Origin of the sequence: Glutamicibacter sp. NPDC087583 (assembly GCF_044743685.1) — a bacterium.
Lineage (GTDB): Bacteria > Actinomycetota > Actinomycetes > Actinomycetales > Micrococcaceae > Glutamicibacter.
In genome coordinates this window covers 1-6,380 of sequence record NZ_JBIUWY010000013.1, presented here as the reverse complement: position 1 = coordinate 6,380, position 6,380 = coordinate 1, and the positions used below count along the sequence as shown (strand labels likewise).

At 58.3% G+C, this 6,380-nt stretch carries 5 protein-coding genes and 1 rRNA gene; 3 read left to right on the top strand and 3 right to left on the bottom strand.

All coding sequences use genetic code 11. The features are described from left to right. Positions 1 to 200: 200 nt before the first annotated feature. Positions 201 to 1,067, bottom strand: coding sequence for a thioredoxin domain-containing protein (locus ACIOU9_RS17850; protein ID WP_133835107.1), 867 nt, complete (start codon positions 1,065 to 1,067; stop codon positions 201 to 203). 400 nt (positions 1,068 to 1,467) lie between these two features. Between ACIOU9_RS17850 and ACIOU9_RS17845 the strand changes: the two genes are divergently transcribed. From ACIOU9_RS17845 to ACIOU9_RS17835, 3 genes are all read left to right on the top strand, one after another. Continuing rightward, a complete protein-coding gene (locus ACIOU9_RS17845; RefSeq protein WP_105661586.1) occupies positions 1,468 to 2,931 on the top strand; it encodes a trehalose-6-phosphate synthase in 1,464 nt (487 codons plus the stop codon). A 41-nt stretch (positions 2,932 to 2,972) separates the two neighbouring features. Then, positions 2,973 to 3,752 (top strand): trehalose-phosphatase, encoded by a 780-nt coding sequence (gene otsB, locus ACIOU9_RS17840; RefSeq protein ID WP_146112911.1) that lies wholly within the window; start codon positions 2,973 to 2,975, stop codon positions 3,750 to 3,752. A gap of 65 nt (positions 3,753 to 3,817) precedes the next feature. Then, the gene (locus ACIOU9_RS17835) at positions 3,818 to 4,885 is read left to right on the top strand and encodes an ABC transporter ATP-binding protein (protein ID WP_105659109.1); all 1,068 of its coding nucleotides are present in this window, start codon (positions 3,818 to 3,820) and stop codon (positions 4,883 to 4,885) included. Between the two features lie 128 nt (positions 4,886 to 5,013). Here ACIOU9_RS17835 and rrf read toward each other — a convergent pair. Together rrf and ACIOU9_RS17825 are read right to left on the bottom strand one after the other, a co-directional pair. Next, positions 5,014 to 5,130: ribosomal RNA gene (gene rrf, locus ACIOU9_RS17830) — 5S ribosomal RNA — on the bottom strand. Positions 5,131 to 5,274: 144 nt separating this feature from the next. Next, on the bottom strand, positions 5,275 to 6,057 hold the full coding sequence (locus tag ACIOU9_RS17825; protein WP_133835104.1) for an SDR family oxidoreductase: 783 nt from the start codon (positions 6,055 to 6,057) through the stop codon (positions 5,275 to 5,277). Between the last annotated feature and the right edge of the window lie 323 nt (positions 6,058 to 6,380).

The window sequence follows — 6,380 nt, the reverse complement described above, 5'->3', positions numbered from 1 at the left end:
CAAACGCTATCTCGCCCGTCGGATCTTCAGAATCTTCAGTGCTTCAAAAATGATTGAAGAGGTTCCGGTTGCGGCTTGACAGACATAGAAGAGTCGATGGGAAGGAAGCCAGCATTGGCTTCCTTCCCATCGGTCGGGGTGCGAGATCAATAAGGATACTACCGGATCCCGAACAATTGTCCAGAGGCTACCGGTTCGACCTACTTGTTGGCAGCGATTGCTTCCTTCACTGCGGTTGGGAAGTCTTCCTTTGCCAGATCGACTACCTTGCCCTGGACGAAGATCGATGGGGTGCCAGCCACGCCATCGTACTGGCCGGCAGTAGTGGTGTACTGGACGAATGGACGGAACTTGTCATCTGCGATGCAGCTTTCAACGGACTGCGCAGCGCCATTCTGGATCGCCAGATCGGCCAGCTCGGCGTTCTTCATCTCGCCCTCTGGGTAGTGGCCCCACAGCGCCTTGACGAAGCCCATGTAGGCTTCTGGGCTTTCGTCGGCGACGCAAGCCAATGCGTTGGCGCCGCGCGAGGAGAAGTTGGTTGCTGAACCACGGTCAAGGTAGCCGACGTTGCGGTATTCAACGGTGACGTCGCCGTTGGCCAGCCATTCCTCGATCTGGTCCCCGTAGGTAGCCTCGAAGTCTGCACAGTGAACGCAGTTGGCGTCAACGTACATGGCGATGTTGATCGGTTCGCCCTTTTCAGCCACCGTCAGGTCGCGTGGGGTAGCAGGCGATGGCGCCTCGGCAGGTGCTTCGAGCGTCTTGATATCCACATTCTCGATGGACTTCTCTGCGACAGTGTCCGGCGAGGTGACCATGATGCCACCGGCTGCGGTACCGCCCTGCGGCACGGCGCCGGAGTCTGCCACCTTTGCGTTGTTGTTCTGCACGATCAAGGTAACTACCAGTGCGATGACCACAATGACTGCGGCCAATACGCCCAGCTTCACGAAAAGCGACTTGCGCTTCTGAGCGGCATCTTGAGCGGCACGCATCTGCGCCGCCTTCTCTCGGGCACTCGCGGTTCGCTCTGCCTTCGATGGGCGCGGGTTATTTGTAGACATAAATTTGGCGGTTCCTTGGTCAGCGGACAACTATCATCTGGAGTCAAGCTTAGCCAACTCCGAGCGCCAATATCCTTGAAAACTCAAGATTCCCCCACCTTCACAGGACTCACATATCTTTCGCATACAGCACCCAAAGTGCTTCGAAAACCTTAAGTTGAGCGTTCAACCAAGTCATCGGCGGATATCGTTTCTTTGCTGCCGGTCCTTAGCTGACCACGCGGCACATGCGCAGAAGTAGCCCATATGACGGAGAAATCCGTCCCTTCGTTCCCTTAGCAGTCAGTTTTCACTAGGCTAAATAGCAAGAGCGAGGAAATTTGACGAGAAGTCATTCACTCAGAACCGACGAATCTGCACCACGCCGGTGAACCAGATTGAACAAACCAGGAGGTTTGCAGTGGGTAACCCAGCGCCGAGTACAAAGACCGAAAATTCCTACGATTTTGTGGTAGTAGCCAACCGCCTTCCGGTGGATCGCATCACCAATCCTGACGGATCGCAAGGATTCCAGCGTTCGCCCGGTGGTTTGGTTACCGCCTTGGAACCGGTCATGGCTGCGTCCGAAGGTGCCTGGGTGGGTTGGCATGGCGGTATCGGCGAGAAACTGGAGAGCTTCGACAAGGATGACATCCATCTGGTTCCGGTCCCCCTGGATGAGGATGACCTGACCCTCTACTACGAGGGCTTCTCCAACTCGACGCTTTGGCCGCTCTACCACGACGTCATCGTGCCACCGGAGTACCACCGCACCTGGTGGGACCGCTATAAGAGGATCAACCAGCGATTCGCCGATGCCGTACTGGAAATCGCTGCTCCGCACGCTACCGTGTGGGTCCACGACTACCAGCTGCAGCTGGTTCCGCAGATGCTGCGGCTGGCGCGACCCGATCTGAAAATCGGCTTCTTCCTGCACATACCGTTCCCGGCGGCCAGCCTGTTTTCGCAGCTGCCCTGGCGCACCCAGATCTTGCAGGGACTGGTCGGCGCGGACTTGGTCGGGTTCCAGCGCGAAACCGATGCGAGCAATTTCCTGCGCTGCTTGCGCCGTTTCACCGACTACTCCACCAAGGGCGATGTGGCTTCGCCCCCAGCCGGTAACGACATGCAGAATCTCTGCCGTGCCAATGCGCATCCGATTTCCATCGATACCGAGCAAATCGCCAAGCTCGCACGCGATCCGCAAATCATTGCCCGTGCCGCCCAGATCCGCCATGAGCTGGGCAATCCGAAAACCATCATGCTGGGCGTGGACCGCTTGGACTACACCAAGGGCATTCGCCACCGCCTGAAGGCCTATGGCGAGCTGCTCTCCGACCAGACTCTGCGCGCCGGTGATGTCTGCCTGATCCAGGTAGCCAGCCCCAGCCGGGAAAACGTGGACAGCTACATCGAGCTGCGTGACCAGGTGGAGCTCATGGTCGGGCAGATCACCGGCCAGCATGACACCCTGAGCCACACCACCCTGCGCTACCTGCACCAGTCCTATCCGCTGCGCGAAATGATCGCCATGTATCTGGCAGCCGATGTCCTGCTGGTCACGGCCCTGCGCGATGGGATGAATCTGGTGGCCAAGGAGTTCGTCGCTGCGCACCAGGATGGTCGCGGTGTACTGGTGCTCTCGGAGTACACCGGCGCTGCCGATCAGCTGACCCAGGCTGTCCTGGTCAACCCGCACGACATCGACGGGATGAAGGCCAAGATCGTTGAAGCGGTTCAGATGAATGAGGCAGAGCAGGAACGCCGGATGAAACGCATGAACCGCCACTTGGCGCTCAACGACGTCTCGAAGTGGTCCGAGGATTTCCTGGCCGAGCTGGCCGAGATCAACGCGGCCACCTCCGTGCACGAAATCGTTCGCTAGAAGATTCCGACAGGAATCCTGATCTCCGATGAGGAATACCATTGCCTGACCTTGACCCTGCCCTGCAGGCCGCGCTCGCTGAATTTGCTGCCCATCAGCGGGTACTAGTTGCTTTGGACTTTGATGGAACGATGTCCCCGCTGGTTGACCGGCCCCAAGAGGCCCGGCCGCTGGAAGAGTCTGCTGCTGCCTTCGAGCAGCTGGCTTCCAGTCCCGGGGTATACACCGCGGTGGTGTCGGGGCGTAACCTGCAGTCCTTGAGCGAGGTCTATCCTGAACCTCGTCCAGAGATTCGCATTGGTTCGCACGGTGCCGAGCGCTTGGTTCCGCCACAGCTGGGCGCGATCTGGCACGATGAGCCGCTGACCGCTAGGCAGTCCGAGCTGCTCGGGCAAATTACCAAGCGCCTGGAACGAGTTGCTGCGATGCACGCGAACGCCAGCGTGGAGTACAAACCGTCGGCCACGGTCCTGCACGTCCGCCAGGCAACACCTGAAGTTGCCGCCAAGGCCCTGGCACAGGCGCGGCAGGCGCTACGTGATTTGGACGGCATCAAACTGCTTGAAGGCAAAGCGGTGCTAGAGGCCACCGTGCATCACGGCGATAAGGGCCAGAGCCTGCAGTGGTTGCGTGAAGTACTCGACGTCCAAGCGGTCCTTTTTGTCGGTGATGACGTGACCGACGAGAACGGATTCAAGGTTCTTGGCGCAGCGGATCTGGGCATCAAGGTGGGACCTGGACCAACTGCGGCCGCGCATAATATCCTTTCGCCAAGTGAATTACCACACCTTTTGAAAAGTCTGATTTCCATGCGACACTGAAGTGTCCCAACTCACTTTCACTACGGATCGTCGGGCACGTACCTGCCCGTGAAAGGATTGTCATCATGGCAACTGTGACCTTTGAAAAGGCCACCCGCATCTACCCGGGCGCACTTGTGCCTTCCGTCGACGCTATCGACTTGGAAATCCAAGATGGAGAATTCCTTGTCCTGGTCGGCCCCTCGGGTTGCGGCAAGTCCACCACCCTGCGCATGCTCGCGGGCTTGGAAGAAGTAAACTCCGGTCGTATTCTCATTGGCGATAAGGATGTGACCAACGTTCCGCCTAAGGACCGCGACATCGCCATGGTCTTCCAGAACTACGCGCTGTACCCCCACATGACCGTTGCCGAGAATATGGGCTTTGCCTTGAAGATCGCCGGCGTCGACAAGGAGGAACGCAAGAAGCGCGTGCTGGAAGCAGCCAAGCTTCTCGATCTGGAGAAGTACTTGGACCGCAAGCCCAAGGCCTTGTCTGGCGGCCAGCGTCAGCGTGTGGCCATGGGTCGCGCCATCGTTCGTTCACCCCAGGTGTTCTTGATGGACGAGCCGCTGTCCAACCTCGATGCAAAGCTGCGCGTGCAGACCCGTACCCAGATTGCGTCGCTGACCCGCCGACTCGGTGTCACGACCGTGTACGTGACCCACGACCAGGTGGAAGCCTTGACTATGGGTGACCGCGTTGCCGTACTCAAGGACGGCGAGTTGCAGCAGGTAGGCACTCCTCGTGAGCTCTACGATCGCCCACGCAATGTCTTCGTCGCAGGCTTCATCGGGTCCCCTGCCATGAACCTGGTGCAGTTGCAGTCTGCCAATGGACAGGTTGCTTTCGGTTCAGCTGTTATCGATGCGCCTGGGGCACAGGGTGGAGTCACCTTGGGCTTCCGTCCAGAGGACATCGAGATTGTCGGTGCCGGCGAAGGTGTGGAGATTGTTGTCGACGTTGTTGAAGAGCTCGGCGCAGATGCCTACATCTACGGTTCGGCAGAGCTAGGCGGCGAAACTCAGATAGTCGTGGTTCGTGTTGACGGCCGTACGCCTCCCGCACGTGGACAGCGCATCAATATTGCACCAAATCTGCAGCACGCGCACCTGTTTGATACGGAAAGCGGTCTGCGCTTGGACAACGCCTAATACTGGCTAGCGCCAATGGCGGCTTGGAAATTGAACTCCAAGCCGCCATTGGCTTTAAGTCCGCTGCACGAGAGTCCGGTTAAACATCGAAGGCCCCGAACAAAAGTTCGGGGCCTTCGGCAAATTATGCCCGGCGATGACCTACTCTCCCACACCCTCCCGAGTGCAGTACCATCGGCGCTGTGGGTCTTAGCTTCCAGGTTCGGTATGGATCTGGGCGTTTCCCCCACGCTATGATCGCCGTAACTCTATACCTCATGGCTAGCCATGGGAAAACTACGGTGTCATTCGCGATTGCGACAACTCCATAACTATATCAAGCACGCAGTGGATGCGCCACTTCAGAACGCGTTACCAATAGTGTCCTTCGCCATACCCGGCTAATTGGGCTAGCTCCAGATATCGTCCCCGCGGAGCGTAGCCTCGGCACCGCCATCGCAGTAAATCGTTTGCCCGGTGACGTGAGTATTTTCTGCACTCGTTAGCCACAGCAGTAGCTTGGCAATTACCACGGCTTCAGAGTGGTAGTTCAATGGCATCGGCACATTCTGGTCAACCATCGATTTGCCTTCTTCTGTCGCCAATAGGTCCCGAGTCATGTTGGTGATCACGGTGCCAGGAGCCACAGCGTTCAATGGGATCCCTGCGCCGGCCCACTTCTCCGAGATGCACTCGCGGCGAACCCAGCGGCTCAGCGCACGCTTGGAGGACGGGTAATTCAGGTAACCGGATCGCGGGCCAGCGGCTTCCAAGGCTGCACCAATGGCCAGGGCTGCTTCCTCGTCGCCTGCAAGCAACGCATCAACGAGTTCAGCGGAATTCTGCTGGATCGAGGCCATCGAGGAAACCACGGCCACGCGTGGTGACTGCGAGAGTCCCAATGCAGGCAGCAGGCCTTCCAGATACCTGGTTACGCCGAAGTAGTTTACCGAGACGGTAATCGCCTTAGGAGCCGAGATGCCTGCGGCCGCGATGACCGCGTCAATCTTGCCTTCGGAATGCTCTAGGGTCTGGCTGATGGCGCTTAGCCGGCCCGCCTGCGTCGATAGGTCAGCAGTGACCTCGGCATCGCGTAGATCAACTCCAATGACCTTGTGCCCACGTTCTCGAATCAATTCTGCAGTGGCCGCGCCAATACCGGAAGCAGCGCCAGTAACGACATAAGTTCTCACGTTCGGTTTCCCTCTTTCGCAATTGGAAGACGAGTCGAGTCACCGTCGATGAGTCAGTCGCAGCCTCGCTCATATCCCACACTATGCCCATTTCGAGTGGCCCCTTGAACAATGATGCCTAAGTCAAGTGTTTGGGGTTGCCTTAGTCGCTTAGCAGCTATCGAGGTTAAAGCAGGAGGGGAGGAGGAACCAAGCAGCACCAGCTGCCCAATTCCCCCTCCCCTTCCCGTTAAACAGGTGAGGCCCCGGCACCAAACGGTACCAGGGCCTCAAACCATCTACTCAAGTTAAGTCCGGCGGTGACCTACTCTCCCACACCCTCA

What these genes read in the sequence shown, in the direction of transcription:
- ACIOU9_RS17850 (WP_133835107.1), bottom strand. Translation starts at nt 1,067, where the DNA reads ATGTCTACAAATAACCCGCGCCCATCGAAGGCAGAGCGAACCGCGAGT.
- ACIOU9_RS17835 (WP_105659109.1), top strand. Translation starts at nt 3,818, where the DNA reads ATGGCAACTGTGACCTTTGAAAAGGCCACCCGCATCTACCCGGGCGCA.